Source organism: Streptomyces sp. NPDC014882 (genome assembly GCF_043081325.1).
Classification (GTDB): Bacteria; Actinomycetota; Actinomycetes; order Streptomycetales; family Streptomycetaceae; genus Streptomyces.
This window is the reverse complement of record NZ_JBIBWL010000001.1, coordinates 273,956-288,201: the sequence shown is the minus strand read 5'-3', so window position 1 is coordinate 288,201 and position 14,246 is coordinate 273,956. Positions and strand designations below refer to the sequence as shown.

The following is a 14,246-nucleotide window of genomic DNA, read 5'->3' as shown; positions in this document are numbered from 1 at the left end:
CGAACGGCACGAAAGGCAGGTGAAGGCCGGCGCAGCGTGAGCGCGGGCCACCGGAAGACCTCCGGTGGCCCGCGGTCCGCGGCGGGCCGAGAGCTGTGCTCGCTTACCTCATCAGGCGGTTGTTCGCCGCCGCAGTGATGCTTGTGGTCATCGTCATGGTGGTCTTCGGCATCTTCTTCCTCATCCCCAAGTGGGCCGGCGTCGACATCGCCTTGAGCTTCGTGGGCAAGCAGGCCGACCCGGCCGCGGTCGAGGGTGTGCGCGAGAAGCTGGGTCTGGGCGACCCGATCTACGCCCAGGTCTGGGAGTTCTTCAAGGGGATCTTCGCCGGACGCACCTACACGGGCGGCGGCGACTCCATCAACTGCGCCGCGCCGTGCTTCGGCTACTCCTTCCGCAGTGAGCAGGCCGTCTGGCCGGTGCTGACGGACCGCTTCCCGGTGACGCTGGCCCTCGCGCTCGGCGCCGCCGTGCTGTGGCTGATCCTCGGCGTCTCGGCGGGTGTGCTCTCCGCGCTCAAGCGGGGCAGCCTGTGGGACCGCGGCGCGATGGTCATCGCGCTGTCGGGCGTCTCCCTCCCCATCTACTTCACCGGCATGGTCGCGCTGTCGATCTTCGTCTACGGACTGGACCTGTTCGACGGCCAGTTCGTCCCGCTGGACGAGAGCTTCTCCGGCTGGTTCGGCGGAATGATCCTGCCGTGGGTCACCCTGGCGTTCCTGTACGCGGCGATGTACGCGCGCATCACCAGGGCCACCATGCTGGAGATCCTCGGTGAGGACTACATCCGCACCGCCCGCGCCAAGGGCCTCAAGGAGCAGGTCGTCATCGGCAAGCACGCCATGCGCTCCACGATGACGCCGCTGCTCACCATGCTGGGCATGGACCTCGGCGCCCTCATCGGCGGCGCGATCCTGACCGAGACGGCGTTCAACCTGCCCGGCCTCGGCCAGGCGGTCCTCAACGCCATCAAGAACCAGGACCTGCCCGTCATCCTGGGCGTCACCCTGATCACTTCCCTCGCGGTGCTCGTCGCCAACCTCGTGGTGGACATCCTGTACGCCGTGATCGACCCCCGAGTGAGGCTCGCATGACCGACCTCAGCAAGAGCGGAGCGGCCGTGGGCGAACCCACCGCCGCCTCGCCCGCGCCGAGCGCCTTCCTCGAAGTGCGCGACCTGAAGGTGCACTTCCCGACCGACGACGGCCTGGTCAAGTCCGTCGACGGGCTCAGCTTCCAGCTGGAGAAGGGCAAGACCCTCGGCATCGTCGGCGAGTCGGGCTCCGGCAAGTCGGTGACCTCGCTGGGCATCATGGGCCTGCACACCGCCGGCCAGTACGGCAAGCGCAAGGCCCAGATCTCCGGCGAGATCTGGCTGGACGGCACCGAGCTGCTCTCCGCCGACCCCGACCACGTGCGCAAGCTGCGCGGCCGGCACATGGCGATGATCTTCCAGGACCCGCTGTCGGCGCTGCACCCGTACTACACGATCGGCCAGCAGATCGTGGAGGCGTACCGCATCCACCACAAGGTGGACAAGAAGACCGCCAGGCGCCGCGCGGTCGAGATGCTCGACCGGGTCGGCATCCCGCAGCCGGACAAGCGGGTGGACAACTACCCGCACGAGTTCTCCGGCGGCATGCGCCAGCGCGCGATGATCGCGATGTCGCTGGTGAACAACCCCGAGCTGCTCATCGCGGACGAGCCGACGACCGCCCTGGACGTCACCGTCCAGGCGCAGATCCTCGACCTGATCCGCGACCTGCAGAAGGAGTTCGGCTCCGCGGTCATCGTCATCACCCACGACCTGGGCGTCGTCGCCGAGCTGGCCGACGACCTCCTGGTGATGTACGGCGGCCGGTGCGTCGAGCGCGGCCCGGCCGAGAAGGTGTTCTACGAGCCCCGCCACCCCTACACCTGGGGCCTGCTGGGCTCGATGCCGCGACTCGACCGCGACCAGCAGGAGCGCCTGATCCCGGTCAAGGGCTCCCCGCCCTCCCTGATCAACGTCCCGTCCGGCTGCGCCTTCAACCCGCGCTGCCCGTACGCGGACCTCCCGAAGGACAACGTCACCCGCACGGTCCGCCCGGAGCTGGCCGAGGTCGGCAGCCGGCACTGGGCCGCCTGCCACCTGGGCAAGGAGCAGCGGGAGCGTATCTGGACCGAAGAGATTGCGCCGAAGCTGTGAGTGACGAGAAAGCGGTGAGCATCCCCGCGCAGACCGACGGCGAGCCGAGCGGCGCCGCCACCCTCACCAAGGACGCCGCCCCCGGCGAGGTCCTGCTGAAGGTGACCGGGCTGCAGAAGCACTTCCCGATCAAGAAGGGCCTGCTCCAGCGGCAGGTCGGCGCCGTGCACGCGGTGGACGGCCTGGACTTCGAGGTCCGCTCCGGCGAGACCCTCGGCGTGGTGGGCGAGTCCGGCTGCGGCAAGTCGACGATGGGCCGGCTGATCACCCGGCTGCTCGAACCGACCGGCGGCACGATCGAGTTCGAGGGCAAGGACATCACGCACCTCGGCGTCGGCGGCATGCGCCCGCTGCGCCGCGACGTGCAGATGATCTTCCAGGACCCGTACTCGTCGCTGAACCCGCGCCACACCATCGGCACGATCGTCGGCGCTCCCTTCAAGCTCCAGGGCGTCACGCCCGAGGGCGGCATCAAGAAGGAAGTGCAGCGGCTGCTGTCGGTCGTGGGTCTCAACCCCGAGCACTACAACCGCTACCCGCACGAGTTCTCCGGCGGTCAGCGCCAGCGCATCGGCATCGCCCGCGCGCTCGCGCTGAACCCGAAGCTGGTCGTGGCGGACGAGCCGGTCTCGGCGCTCGACGTGTCGATCCAGGCCCAGGTGGTGAACCTGCTCGACGACCTCCAGCAGGAGCTGGGGCTGACGTACGTGATCATCGCGCACGACCTCTCGGTCGTCCGGCACGTCTCGGACCGGATCGCGGTGATGTACCTCGGCAAGATCGTCGAGCTGGCGGACCGCGACCTGCTGTACAAGACGCCGATGCACCCGTACACCAAGGCGCTCATGTCGGCGGTGCCGATCCCGGACCCGAGCCGCAAGAACGCCAAGAGCGAGCGCATCCTGCTCAAGGGCGACGTGCCCTCGCCGATCTCCCCGCCCACCGGCTGCCGGTTCCACACCCGGTGCTGGAAGGCGACGGAGATCTGCAAGACCGTCGAGCCCAAGCTCGTCGAGCTGCGGCCCGGCCAGCAGGTCGCCTGCCACCACCCGGAGAACTTCGCGGACCAGGCTCCGCAGGACACCGTCCTGCTGACCGCCGCGAAGGAGGCGGCGGAGCTGGTGGCCGACGAGGTGCTCGCGGAGTCGGCCCTGACGTCGGCGGCCGTGGCGGCGGAGGCCGAGGCGGAAGCCGTGGCCGAGGCCGCGGCGGAGGTCGCCGCCGAGGCGAAGGCCGCGGCGGACGCGGAGGCCGAGGCCGAGGCCGCGGCGGAGGCGGAGGCCGTGGCTGAGGTCGCCGCCGAGGCGAAGGCCGCGGCGGAGGCGAAGGCCTCGGCTACCGAGGTCCCCGAGGCCCCTGTGGCCGCGGAGTCCTCCGATGCGCCGGAGACGCCGGAGACGGCTGAGGTCACGGAGTCTCCCGAGCCGGACGCTCCCGAGGCCGCCGCCCCCCAGGCCGCTGCCTCCGAAGAGGAGCCTCCTGCCAAGGAGAAGTAAGCAGCACACGAGCCCCTGCCTTGCAATGTAAGGCAGGGGCTCTGTGCTGGGTGAGAATAGTAGGGTGCTCCAGCAACTCTTCAGCCCATCCGTCCAGCACACGCTCGACCTGATCGGCATCTTCGTCTTCGCGATCTCGGGCGCGCTGCTGGCCGTGCGCAAGAACTTCGACGTCTTCGGCATCGCCGTGCTCGCCGAGGTGACCGCGCTGGGCGGCGGCATCTTCCGGGACGTGATCATCGGGGCGGTGCCGCCCGCCGCCTTCACGGACCTGGGCTACTTCCTCACCCCGCTGCTCGCCGCCCTCCTCGTCTTCTTCCTGCACCCGCACGTGGAGCGCATCCAGTCCGGCGTGAACGTCTTCGACGCGGCCGGCCTCGGCCTGTTCTGCGTCTCGGGCACCGTGAAGGCGTACGACCACGGCCTCGGCCTCACCGCGTCCGCCGCCCTCGGGCTGGCCACCGCCGTCGGCGGCGGCGTGCTGCGCGACGTCCTCGCCAACGAGGTGCCCTCCCTGCTGCGCTGGGACCGCGACCTCTACGCGGTCCCGGCGGTCGTCGGCGCCACCATGGTGGCGGTCTGCCTCCACTACGGCGTCCTCACCCCGGCCGCCAGCGGGACGGCCGCGCTCACGGCCTTCGTCCTGCGGCTGCTCGCGATGCGGTTCCACTGGCGGGCGCCGCGTGCGTGGAACCGTCGCTCGACGGTGCGGGAGGAGTAGTGCCGCCGGCCGCGTCCCGCCGGCCGAGCTGCACCGTCAGCCAGCGGAAGGCGGGCACCGCCTGCGGCCGCCACAGCGCCATGTTGTGACCGCCCGCGCTCTTCGGGACGTACACGACGTGCACGGCCGTCGGGGCCTCGGCCGCCCGCCGCAGCGCCAGGCCCGCCTCGTAGCCGTCGTGCGGCTGGCCGGAGACGTAGAGGGCGACCGGGGGCGGGGCGGCGGCCCCGCGCAGCAGCAGGAGGGGGTCGTTCGCCCGGCGCAGGGCCGGATCCTGCGCGGTGAGCGAGGTGCGCTCGCCGATCGGGTCGTTGTAGCCGGACAGGCTGACCGCCGCCCGGTAGCGGTCGGGGTGGGCGACGGCCAGCTTGGCCGCGCAGTGCGCCCCCGCCGAGTAGCCGGCGACCGCCCAGCCCCGCGGGGCGGGATCGGCGCGGAAGTTGTCCCGCACCATCTTCGGCACGTCCACGCTCAGCCAGGAGTCGGCGTTGACCGTGCCGGGCACGTTGGCGCAGCCCGTGTCCACGCCGGGCAGCAGGGTGGTGCGCGGCGCGACCAGGATGAACGGCGCCACCTCGCCCTCCCGCATCAGCGGCAGCAGCTGCTCGTGCACGCCCAGCGCCCCGAACCACGACTTCGGCGACCCCGGGTACCCCGGCAGCAGCTCCACGACGGGGAACGTGCGGTGCCGGTGGGCGGGGTCGTCGTACTGCGGGGGCAGCCACACGTAGACCTCGGCGTCCACGCCGGAGACGCGGCCCCGCAGTTCGGTGACGCGCACCCCGCCCGCCGCCCGCATGCCGGGCCCGTCGGCCCGGGCGAACGTCTGCCGGACCCGGGGCAGCCGCTCCACGGCGGTGCCGCCGGTGCCGTCGGGGCCGAGGTCGGCGGCCCGCTGCACGTAGCTGCCGGTGCCGAGCAGGTCGGCCCAGTCGTCGTAGAGGTTGTTGGCGTTGTTGACCAGCGTGAAGACCAGCGCGACGGCCGTGCCCTGGGCGAACAGCAGCATCAGCGTCCGCGCCGCGACCCGCAGGACCGGGGGTCCGGGCAGCCGCGACCACAGCAGCAGCGGCACGGCGAGAGCGACGACGGACAGCGCGATCAGGGTGGTGAGGAACGGGGTCCCGGTCAGGCTCATGTCTGTGGAGAGGGGAAACGGCGCTCCGAGGTTTACGGACGAGTGCGGACACTTGCCGGGAAACCGCCCGCCCGGCGTCCGGGAGCGGGACGGACACCGGGGGAAAGCTACCGCTTAGTATTTCGCTGTTGTACCGTTCACGCATGTCTGAAGCAGCCATCGCCCCCGCCGCCCTCGGCGACAGCGAGTTCGACCGGGACACCGCCGTCACCCTCCGCGAGCCCGGCGTGTACGACACGGAACTCTCGGCCGGCTGGACCATCTTCGGCGCCGTCAACGGCGGTTACCTGCTCGCCGTGCTCGGCCGCGCGCTCGCCGACGCGCTGCCGCACGGCGACCCGTTCACGGTCACCGCCCACTACCTGAGCGCCTCCCGCCCGGGCCCGGCGGTCGTCCGCACCGAGACGGTCCGTGCCGGCCGCACCCTCTCCACCGGCCAGGCCTCCCTCTTCCAGTACGACGAGGAGGGCCGCGAAGTCGAACGGATCCGCGTCCTCGCCTCCTACGGCGACCTCGGCGACCTCCCCGACGACGTCCGCACCTCCGCCGAGCCGCCCGCCTTCCCCCCGATCGGCCAGTGCTTCGGCCCCGAGGACGGGCCCGTCCCCGCCCCCGGCGCCGACCAGCAGCCCATCGCCGAGCGGCTGATGCTCAAGCTCGACCCCTCGACCGTCGGCTGGGCGCTCGGACAGCCCTCCGGCAGGGGTGAGATGCGGGCCTGGTTCGGGCTCGCCGACGGCCGGGACGCCGACCCGCTCTCCCTGCTGCTCGCGGTGGACGCCCTGCCGCCCACCGCCTTCGACCTCGGCATCGCCGGATGGGTCCCGACGATCGAGCTGACCGTCCACGTCCGCTGCCGTCCCGCCCCCGGCCCCGTCCGCGTCTCCCTCACCACCCGCAACCTCGCGGGCGGGTTCCTGGAGGAGGACGGCGAGGTCTGGGACAGCGAGGGCCGGTTGGTGGCGCAGTCGCGGCAGCTGGCGCGCGTGCGCCTCGCGTGACGGCGCTCCCGGTCGATCACGGACCCGGGGTGAACGTCCTGAGCCGGGCTCTGCCCGATTGACAGGAGACGGACAGAGAGGTTCCCGAGGAAGGCCTGAACGCCGTTGGTCGAGTGGCGGTCTCAGGCCTTCCTCGTCCTTTCTGGAGCTGTCTCTCATGACGCGTGCGCCGACGACGCCGGTACGTCTTCTCCCCGCTGCCGCCCCGCCGGTTTCCGCCGCCCCGCCCGAGCCCCGTGCGTCCCGCCGTCTCAGGAGTCGAGCCAGTGCCGGCGGCCGATGCTGATGAGACGCATCTGACGGGTCGCGAGCCGGACGACCCGGTCCAGGTCCCCGTCCGGGGCCCTGCCGGACTCCCGGGCCTCCCGCGCCTCCAGGAAGAGCGAGCCGGTGACGATCATCTGGTCGACGTAGAGGTGCGAGAGCATCAGCAGATCGTCCTCGCTCCACCCCTCGGCCGCGGGGTCCTTGGCCAGCTCCGCGCACACCTCCTCGGCGAAGCGGCCGAGCTGCTCCCGGATCGCCTCCCGGACCGGCTGGACACCGCCGTGCCGCTCCCGGGCGATGAACCGGACGTGTGCGGGGTACGCGTGGACGTGACGGGCGATCAGGTCGACGGCCCGTGCGATGCGTTCGTCGCTGGAGTCGGCCGCGGTCACCGTGGACCCGATCATGGCGTGCAGACTGCCCAGCGCCTCCTCGACCAGGGCCACACCCAGGTCCGCGATGGAGCGGAAGTGCCGGTAGAAGGCGGTCGGGGCGACGCCGACGGCGCGGGTGACCTCGCGCAGGCCGAGGCTGCTCAGGCTCTGGTCCTCCAGCAGCCCCAGCGCGGCGTCCAGGAGTGCCTGCCGGGTCTTCTGCTTCTGGGCCTGCCGGATGCCGAGGGTGTGACTCATGTCATCCAGTTAACAACTGTTCTCTGTAATTGCCAAGCACGAGGCGCGCTAGGCTGGGTAGTCAGTGAACAAGTGTAACTACAACTGTTCACCGGAACGTGACCAGAGACGGACGCGACAACCGTCCCGGAGGGGGATCCATCCCATGCTGTTCCTCGTCGCCGCACTTCTGCTGCTCGGCGTCGTCATGGGCACCGTGGCCCACGCGCCGCTCGGCTTCAGCCTCGCCGCCGCCGCCGTGATCGCCGCCTGGCTCGGCATCTTCGCGCTGCGCGAGCGCCACGGCCGCCGCCGCACCACGACCCGCTGACGGAAGGAACGACCGACATGCAGCTCACCGCACCGGCCACGCGCCGCACGGGCGCCCAGGACACCGACGGCATGGCCGTCGCGTCCTTCATCCTGGGCCTCGTCGGCCTCCTGGTCCTCAACGTCTTCCTCGGCCCGATCGCCATCGTCCTGGCCTCCGTGGCCCTGTGGCGGGGCACGGAGCGCCGGGGCCGCGCCGCCCTGGGCCTCACGCTGGGCGTGGCCGACCTCCTGGTCCTGGCGTTCTTCATGCAGGCGGACTCGACGGTTTCCTGGAGCTTCTAGGGTCCGGACGGGCCTCCCGCGCGGCCGGCTGTACGCGCAGCCACCGCACGCACCTGCATCGGTGCGTGCGGTGGCTGCGGCGTGGCGGGGACCGCTGGTGTGGCGGGGACCGCCGGTGCGGGAGGCCGCGCCCTCGGTGCCGGACCGCTTACGGCCAGGTGTACCCGTCCGTGTGCTGCTTCCGGGGCTCGGCCGGCTGGCGGTAGGGGTGGGCGTCGAACTGCGCGCTGTGCAGGGCGAAGGACCGGTTCAGCTTGGGCATCCAGTACGCGTCGTCGTGGTGCCCGTCGCCGTTCTGGGTGTCGTAGGAGATCCCCTTCGCGGACAGGGCCTGGGCCATGTCCCTGGCCGCCTGGCCGAAGCGGTACTCGTCCTGGTCACCGCCGTCGAAGTAGTAGGTGTGCTCCTTCAACTGGGCGGACGTCATGGAGTTGACCAGCCTGATCGGCTGCTGCCCGGCACTGGCCGCGCGCTCCTCGGGCGTGCCGATCAGGGGCGGGAAGCTGAGCGCGCCCATGTGACTGGCGATCGAGCTGAACAGGTCGGGCCGCGTCAGGCCCAGGGTGAACGCGCCGTGACCGCCCATCGAGACCCCGCTGAGGCCACGGTGGTCGCGATCGGGAACGGTGCGGTAGGTCCGGTCGACCAGCGGTGTCAGCTCCTGCGCGACCATGGTGCGGTACTTGCCCTCCGAGGAGTCGGTCCACCATCCGCTGGCCCCGTCGGGGAAGACGACCACCGACTCGCGCATGCCCTTCTCGGCGAACAGCCGGTCGAGGACCTTGCCCATGTCCCGGGCCTCCCACTCGATGTTGCTGCCGTTGAAGCCGTGCAGCATGAACACCGTCGGGAAGCGGCGGGCCGTGGTTTGGGTGTAGGAGGGCGGGAGGTAGACGCTGAAGCCCACCTGCCGGCCCATGGCCGCGGACCGGTAGCTGTTCCGGAAGAACCTGGCGTGGTCGCCCAGCTCCTTGGGGCGGCGCGGGTCGATGTACAGGAACTCCCGGGTGGGCGGGGTCAGTACGGTTCCGTCGGCCGCCACCCAGCTGCGGATCGTGTCGACGACCAGACGGCCCTGGCCGTCCACGACGACCTCGGCCTGCTGGTCCCGCAGCGTCACCGGACCGGCGCCGCGCAGCATCGCGCGCACCTCGTCGAGGCGCTGCCGCCGGGTGTCGCCCTGGTGGAAGAAGCCGTCGTCCAGGGTCGCGGCGTAACGGGACAGCCGGCCGCCTTCCACCGCCCGGTGCTGGGCGTCCAGCACGGCGCAGGCGTGTTTGATCTGCGCGGCGTTCGCCGGGGTCGTGGTGAGCCCGGCCAGTTCACGCAGCCGTGACTTGGAGTACAGGCCGACCGGACCCTGGTAGAAACCGCCGCCGCCGGTGCCGTCGTAGACCCGCACGGCGATCACGTTCGTGCCGCCCCAGTGCAGCAGCCCGTCCGGCGGGTAGTACGTGCGGGGCACCTCCCAGGCGGAGTCGAAGGCCGGCGGGAAGGCGCCGGTGCTGCCTATCTCCTCGCCGTTCAGGAAGGTCTGGTCGGCGTCGTCGACGCGTCCGAGCGAGGCCACCACCGAGGCGTCGGTCACGCCCTCGGGGCGCTCGGGGAGGGTGAAGGTCTTGCGGTACCAGGCGAACCCGTCGTACGACGCCAGGTCCGTCTGTCCCCAGTTGTCGGGGACGGACCAGCCGTCCCAGGAACTGTCGGAGAGAGCCGGATCCGACCACGAGGGATCGTCTCCCGTGCGGAAGCGCCAGCCGCCGCCGGTCAGGTCGAACCCGAAGTCGGGGGAGGCCGGGGCGGCGCACGACGTCCCGGTCGCGCCGGTCCGGGCCATGGCGGGGGAACCCGTGACCGCCGGTGCGCCGGCCAGGGCCGCCACCAGGGTCACCACACCAAGACCACGGAAACCGCGCGAGCCGCGCGCCAAGGGGTTTCGGGGCAACGAGGTGCTCCGTTCTGCGGAGTTGCCGATCCTGAGCCCGCTGTTCTGCGACTCCCGGTGATTCTCGACAGAACCGACCGACTTCGAACAGAAAGCATCAAGAACTGATGAGGATGCAACATCGCAGTCTGTGTCGATCATGTCAATGGTTTCGACACGGTCGGGGGCGGCGGCCCGCGGGCCAGGTCTGCGCAGCTCAGGCCCTCGCAGGCCGGGTCTCCGGGCGGCGGACCTCCGCCGGCAGGCCTCCGCGCGTCAGGCCCGTCGTGCCGTACGGGGCCACAGGCCGTCGTGCCGTACGGGGGCGCAGGCTGCCGGGTCGTACGCGGACCCACAGTCGCGTCGTGCCGTATGCGGACCCGTAGGCCGCCGGGGCGCGAGAGGACCCACGGCCCGTCGGGTCGGCCGATCCGGCGACTGCCCGCCGCGCACACCCGCGGCAGGTGGTCGCGCGCACCCGCAGCAGGCGTCCGCGTACACCTGTGGCAGGCGGCCGCGCGCACCCGCAGTAAGCGGTTGCCCACACCTGCGGCAGGCAACCGCGTGCCCCCGCGGCAGACAGCCGTGACCAGCCGAGGCTCCGCACACCGGGCCCCGTAGAATCGGCTCACCATGGCATACCTCGACCACGCGGCAACCACGCCCATGCTTCCGGAGGCGGCAGAGGCACTCGTCGCCCAGCTGGGCGTCACCGGCAACGCCTCCTCCCTGCACGCGGCCGGCCGCCGGGCCCGCCGTACGGTCGAGGAAGCCCGCGAGACCCTCGCCGAAGCCCTCGGCGCCCGCCCCAGCGAGGTCGTCCTCACCTCCGGCGGCACCGAGGCCGACAACCTCGCGGTCAAGGGCCTGTACTGGTCCCGCCGCGACGCCGACCCCGCCCGCACCCGCGTCCTCGCCAGCCCCGTCGAGCACCACGCCGTCCTGGACGCCGTGCACTGGCTGGGCGAGCACGAGGGGGCGACGGTCGAGTACCTCCCCGTCGACGCCCACGGCAGGGTCCACCCCGAAGCGCTGCGCGAGGCCCTCGCCCGCAATCCCGACGACGTGGCCCTGGCCACGGTCATGTGGGCGAACAACGAGATCGGCACGGTGATGCCGGTCCGCGAACTCGCCCTGGTCGCCGCCGAGTTCGGCGTCCCCCTGCACGCCGACGCCGTCCAGGCCTTCGGTCAGGTCCCCGTCGACTTCGCCGCCTCCGGCCTCGCCGCGATGACCGTCTCCGGCCACAAGATCGGCGGCCCCTACGGCATCGGCGCCCTCCTCCTGGGCCGCGAGCACACCCCCGTGCCCGTCCTGCACGGCGGCGGCCAGGAACGGCAGGTCCGCTCCGGCACCCTCGACGTCCCCGCGATCGCCTCCTTCGCGGTCGCCGGCCTCCTCGCGGCCGAGCGGCGCGAGTGGTTCGCCCGCGAGGTCGGCGCCCTGCGCGACGCCCTGGTCACCGCCGTCCGTGAGGCCGTCCCCGACGCGGTCCTCGGCGGCGACCCGACGCCGGGGGGCCGCCTCCCCGCCAACGCCCACTTCACCTTCCCGGGCTGCGAGGGCGACTCCCTGCTGCTGCTCCTGGACGCCCAGGGCATCGAGTGCTCCACCGGCTCCGCCTGCACCGCCGGCGTCGCCCAGCCCAGCCACGTGCTGCTGGCCACCGGCACCGACCCGGACCTGGCCCGCGGCACCCTGCGCTTCTCCCTCGGCCACACCTCCACCGAGGCCGACGTCGAAGCGGTCGCCAAGGCCATCGGACCCGCCGTGGAACGGGCCCGCGCGGCGGGACTCACCTGAGCGAAGGGCTCACTCGCCCCGGGGCCACACTCGCCCCGGGGCCACACTCGCCCCGGGGCCACACCCGCCCCGGGACCCCACCCGACCGGGGGGCGGCCCCGACCTGCGGCCGCACCGGACAGGCGGGCGCCCCCGACCGGCAAGCACCCTTGACCGGCAGACGCACCGGCCGGGCAGCCGCGCCCGCCTGTAAGCGGTCCCGCCCGCGAGTCGCTCCGCCCGCGAGTCGCTCCGTCCGTGAGCCACACTCGACCGTGAGCCACGCTCAACCGGGGGTCACGCCGTGGCCGCGTGGGCCTCCCGCACCAGCCGCAGGTAGCGGTCCCAGTCCCAGTGCTCACCGGGGTCGGTGTGGTCCGTCCCCGGCACCTCCACGTGCCCGATGATGTGCTCGCGGTCGACGGGTATGCCGTACCGCCGGCAGATCCCGGCCGCCAGCCGCGCGGAGGCGGCGTACATCGCGTCGGTGAAGTCCTGCGGGCGGTCCACGAAGCCCTCGTGCTCTATGCCGACACTGCGCTCGTTGTACGCGCGGTTGCCCGCGTGGAACGCCACGTCCAGCTCGCGGATCATCTGCGTGACGCGGCCGTCCTTGCCGACGATGTAGTGGGCCGCCGCCCGGTGGGCCGGGTCCTGGAAGACCTTCACCGCGCTCGCCAGACTGCCCTGGGTGACGTGGACGACGATCATGTCCACGTCGTAGTCGTCAGGGCGGTCCGCCCAGCGGAAGTTGCCCGTCGAGGCCGCCAGCCACCGCGCGCCGCGGAAGTCGACCGCGCCCTGCACCCGCGCCTTCTCCACCCCCGGCATGCGCCACCACAGTCTGGCCAGCTCGTCCCGCGCCAGCACGGCCGTGCCCACCGCGGCGGCCGCCCCGCCGACCAGCAGCGCACGCCGCCCGATCCGCCGGTCCCCGTCCTTCTTCCGCGCCCCCGACCCCACCCCGGCACCCGCCTCCGCACCCGAACCCGTCCCCGGGCCTGTCCCCGAACCCGACTCCGCACCCATCTTCGCCCCGCCTTCCTCGCCCCTCGAGATCCACAACGGATATGCGCGGGCCCCGGTTCCCGGCGCCCCGTACCCTGGAGGGGTTATGACTGAGACCTCGCCGCGCCCCCTCCGCGTCCTCGCCGCCATGTCCGGCGGAGTGGACTCCGCCGTCGCCGCCGCCCGCGCCGCGGAAGCCGGCCACGACGTCACCGGTGTCCACCTCGCACTCTCCGCGAACCCGCAGTCCTTCCGCACGGGCGCGCGGGGCTGTTGCACGATCGAGGACTCCCGCGACGCCCGCCGCGCCGCCGACGTCATCGGCATCCCGTTCTACGTCTGGGACCTCGCCGACCGCTTCCGCGAGGACGTCGTCGAGGACTTCGTCGCCGAGTACGAGGCCGGCCGCACCCCCAACCCCTGCCTGCGCTGCAACGAGAAGATCAAGTTCGCGGCGCTCCTGGACAAGGCCCTGGCCCTCGGCTTCGACGCCGTCTGCACCGGCCACTACGCCCAGGTGATCGTCCGCGAGGACGGCAGCCGCGAGCTGCACCGCGCCTCCGACATGGCCAAGGACCAGTCGTACGTCCTCGGCGTCCTGGACGAGAAGCAGCTCGCCCACGCCCTGTTCCCCCTCGGCGACACCGTCACGACGAAGGACGAGATCCGCGCGGAGGCCGAGCGCCGCGGACTCGCGGTCGCCAAGAAGCCCGACTCCCACGACATCTGCTTCATCGCCGACGGCGACACCCAGGGCTTCCTCGCCAAGCGCCTCGGCAAGGCGGAGGGCGACATCGTCGACGAGACCGGCGCCAGGATCGGCACCCACGAGGGCGCGTACGGCTTCACCATCGGCCAGCGCAAGGGCCTGCGCATCGGCACCCCGGCCCCCGACGGCAAGCCGCGCTACGTCCTCGACATCTCACCCGTGGACAACACGGTCACGGTCGGCCCCGCGGCCGCCCTCGACGTCACCGCCCTCACCGCGATCAAGCCCCGCTGGTGCGGCACCGCCCCCACCGCCCCCGGCACGTACACGGCCCAGCTCCGCGCCCACGGCGGCGAGACCGAGGTGAGGGCCGAACTCGTCGACGGCACCCTGGAGGTCACCTTCACCGAGCCCGTCCGCGGCGTCGCCCCCGGCCAGGCGATCGTCCTGTACGACGGCACCCGCGTGGTGGGCTCGGCGACGATCGCCTCGACGGTACGGGCGAGGGCGGGCGTGGCCTGACCGGCCCGCGTCGACGAAACGCCGAGAGCGAAGCCGCGACCGGAGCCGCCGCGCCCAGGCGCGACTCAGCCTCCGAGCCCCGCCTTCACACCCCGCACCAGCGCTCCCAGCACAGCCCGGTCCGTGTTCAGCACACGGGCCGGGTTCTCGCTCTCCCGGAGGGCTATGTTCTCGGGGCCCGGCGCGGCTATCTCGACGCAGGCGTTGCCCGAGGCCTCCGAGTACGAGGACTTGATCCACTTCAACCTGGTCAACGGGGCACCT

At 72.3% G+C, this 14,246-nt stretch carries 14 protein-coding genes; 9 read left to right on the top strand and 5 right to left on the bottom strand.

Going from position 1 to position 14,246, the window contains the following annotated elements:
- Positions 1 to 95: 95 nt before the first annotated feature.
- The 4 genes from ACF09K_RS01235 (at position 96) to ACF09K_RS01220 (ending at position 4,405) form a co-directional block, all read left to right on the top strand.
- Positions 96 to 1,094: an ABC transporter permease gene (locus tag ACF09K_RS01235; RefSeq protein WP_392240408.1), complete on the top strand. Its 999-nt coding sequence runs from the start codon at positions 96 to 98 to the stop codon at positions 1,092 to 1,094.
- Positions 1,091 to 2,188, top strand: a complete 1,098-nt coding sequence (locus ACF09K_RS01230) for an ABC transporter ATP-binding protein (RefSeq protein ID WP_392240407.1) — start codon at positions 1,091 to 1,093, stop codon at positions 2,186 to 2,188. The genes ACF09K_RS01235 and ACF09K_RS01230 overlap by 4 nt, the downstream gene beginning before the upstream one ends.
- Positions 2,185 to 3,684 (top strand): ABC transporter ATP-binding protein, encoded by a 1,500-nt coding sequence (locus ACF09K_RS01225; RefSeq protein WP_392240406.1) that lies wholly within the window; start codon positions 2,185 to 2,187, stop codon positions 3,682 to 3,684. The genes ACF09K_RS01230 and ACF09K_RS01225 overlap by 4 nt, the downstream gene beginning before the upstream one ends.
- A gap of 64 nt (positions 3,685 to 3,748) precedes the next feature.
- Positions 3,749 to 4,405 carry a trimeric intracellular cation channel family protein gene (locus tag ACF09K_RS01220; protein WP_392240405.1) on the top strand — a complete coding sequence of 219 codons (657 nt, stop codon included), beginning with the start codon at positions 3,749 to 3,751 and terminating at the stop codon, positions 4,403 to 4,405.
- On the opposite strand, the gene ACF09K_RS01215 is transcribed toward ACF09K_RS01220, so the two are convergent.
- Positions 4,314 to 5,543: an alpha/beta hydrolase gene (locus ACF09K_RS01215; protein ID WP_392240404.1), complete on the bottom strand. Its 1,230-nt coding sequence runs from the start codon at positions 5,541 to 5,543 to the stop codon at positions 4,314 to 4,316. The two genes, ACF09K_RS01220 and ACF09K_RS01215, sit on opposite strands and share 92 nt — an antisense overlap.
- A 143-nt stretch (positions 5,544 to 5,686) precedes the next feature.
- On the opposite strand from ACF09K_RS01215, the gene ACF09K_RS01210 reads away from it, so the two are divergent.
- Positions 5,687 to 6,544 (top strand): thioesterase family protein, encoded by an 858-nt coding sequence (locus tag ACF09K_RS01210; protein ID WP_392240403.1) that lies wholly within the window; start codon positions 5,687 to 5,689, stop codon positions 6,542 to 6,544.
- Between the two features lie 251 nt (positions 6,545 to 6,795).
- On the opposite strand, the gene ACF09K_RS01205 is transcribed toward ACF09K_RS01210, so the two are convergent.
- Entirely contained in the window at positions 6,796 to 7,443 is a 648-nt protein-coding gene (locus ACF09K_RS01205) for a TetR family transcriptional regulator (protein WP_392240402.1), read from the bottom strand.
- A 145-nt stretch (positions 7,444 to 7,588) separates the two neighbouring features.
- On the opposite strand from ACF09K_RS01205, the gene ACF09K_RS01200 reads away from it, so the two are divergent.
- Both ACF09K_RS01200 and ACF09K_RS01195 read left to right on the top strand, forming a co-directional pair.
- Complete coding sequence (locus ACF09K_RS01200) at positions 7,589 to 7,753, top strand: hypothetical protein (RefSeq protein ID WP_363091835.1); 165 nt, start codon at positions 7,589 to 7,591, stop codon at positions 7,751 to 7,753.
- Positions 7,754 to 7,770: 17 nt separating this feature from the next.
- Positions 7,771 to 8,037: a DUF4190 domain-containing protein gene (locus tag ACF09K_RS01195; protein WP_392240401.1), complete on the top strand. Its 267-nt coding sequence runs from the start codon at positions 7,771 to 7,773 to the stop codon at positions 8,035 to 8,037.
- A 148-nt stretch (positions 8,038 to 8,185) separates the two neighbouring features.
- Here the strand turns inward: ACF09K_RS01195 and ACF09K_RS01190 are convergent, their stop codons facing one another.
- Positions 8,186 to 9,931, bottom strand: coding sequence for an alpha/beta hydrolase-fold protein (locus tag ACF09K_RS01190; protein WP_392240400.1), 1,746 nt, complete (start codon positions 9,929 to 9,931; stop codon positions 8,186 to 8,188).
- A 663-nt stretch (positions 9,932 to 10,594) separates the two neighbouring features.
- Here ACF09K_RS01190 and ACF09K_RS01185 point away from each other — a divergent pair.
- Positions 10,595 to 11,764 (top strand): cysteine desulfurase family protein, encoded by a 1,170-nt coding sequence (locus ACF09K_RS01185; RefSeq protein WP_392240399.1) that lies wholly within the window; start codon positions 10,595 to 10,597, stop codon positions 11,762 to 11,764.
- 276 nt (positions 11,765 to 12,040) lie between these two features.
- Here the strand turns inward: ACF09K_RS01185 and ACF09K_RS01180 are convergent, their stop codons facing one another.
- Positions 12,041 to 12,772, bottom strand: a complete 732-nt coding sequence (locus ACF09K_RS01180; RefSeq protein ID WP_392240398.1) for an N-acetylmuramoyl-L-alanine amidase — start codon at positions 12,770 to 12,772, stop codon at positions 12,041 to 12,043.
- An 85-nt stretch (positions 12,773 to 12,857) separates the two neighbouring features.
- Here ACF09K_RS01180 and mnmA point away from each other — a divergent pair, with 85 nt between their 5' ends.
- Entirely contained in the window at positions 12,858 to 13,982 is a 1,125-nt protein-coding gene (gene mnmA / locus ACF09K_RS01175; RefSeq protein ID WP_392240397.1) for a tRNA 2-thiouridine(34) synthase MnmA, read from the top strand.
- Positions 13,983 to 14,047: 65 nt separating this feature from the next.
- Here the strand turns inward: mnmA and ACF09K_RS01170 are convergent, their stop codons facing one another.
- Entirely contained in the window at positions 14,048 to 14,236 is a 189-nt protein-coding gene (locus tag ACF09K_RS01170; protein WP_392240396.1) for a DUF397 domain-containing protein, read from the bottom strand.
- Positions 14,237 to 14,246: the final 10 nt, after the last annotated feature.